The sequence below is a fragment of the Amycolatopsis sp. lyj-346 genome (assembly GCF_046548975.1).
Classification (GTDB): domain Bacteria; phylum Actinomycetota; class Actinomycetes; order Mycobacteriales; family Pseudonocardiaceae; genus Amycolatopsis.
In genome coordinates this window covers 1-564 of record NZ_JAJPWT010000073.1, presented here as the reverse complement: position 1 = coordinate 564, position 564 = coordinate 1, and the positions used below count along the sequence as shown (strand labels likewise).

Sequence of the window (564 nt, the reverse complement as noted above, 5' to 3'; positions counted from 1 at the left end):
CTCGGGGTGAGCGCCACGTCGCCTTCGAGCACCACCTCGGTCGGGTCGAGCAGCGGCATCGGCGCCGGCTCACCCCGATCCAGCAGCCAACCTCGACTGTTGCCGGCGCTGGTGGTCCGCATCGCCGGGCAGTTCGAGCCACCGTTGCCGCAGCCGACGGGCACCACTCCCAGCTCCGGACCGGCATCCTCCGGCCGCCACCGGTTGATCAGCCGGCCGGTCTCCACGTCGTGGAACTCCGCCACCTGGGGAGCCGCGCAGGCGTCGATGGTGACGAGTTGACCGGCGGTGGTGGTGAGCGCCCCGGCCCGGCAGGAACCGTCGATGTCGACCCGCCACACTTCGCGTCCGTCGGCCAGGTCCAGACCGCGCAGCCCGGACCCACCGATCACCACCAGTACGGCCCGCCCACCGCGCCCGGTGGCCGGGATCAGTCCAGCGGGGGTGTAGTTGGTGCTCGCTCCGGTACGCCGCCCGTCGTACCCGTGTCCGGGTGGCGGACCGTCGGCCCGCCAGGCGATCCGGCCGGTACGGGCATCGAGCGCGACCAGTTCACCGTCCGAC

1 protein-coding gene is annotated in these 564 nt (G+C 73.0%); it reads right to left on the bottom strand.

What is annotated here, in order from left to right:
• The coding region (locus tag ACLJQE_RS44760) for a PQQ-binding-like beta-propeller repeat protein (protein WP_410645938.1) at positions 1–564 on the bottom strand (564 nt) is incomplete at both ends.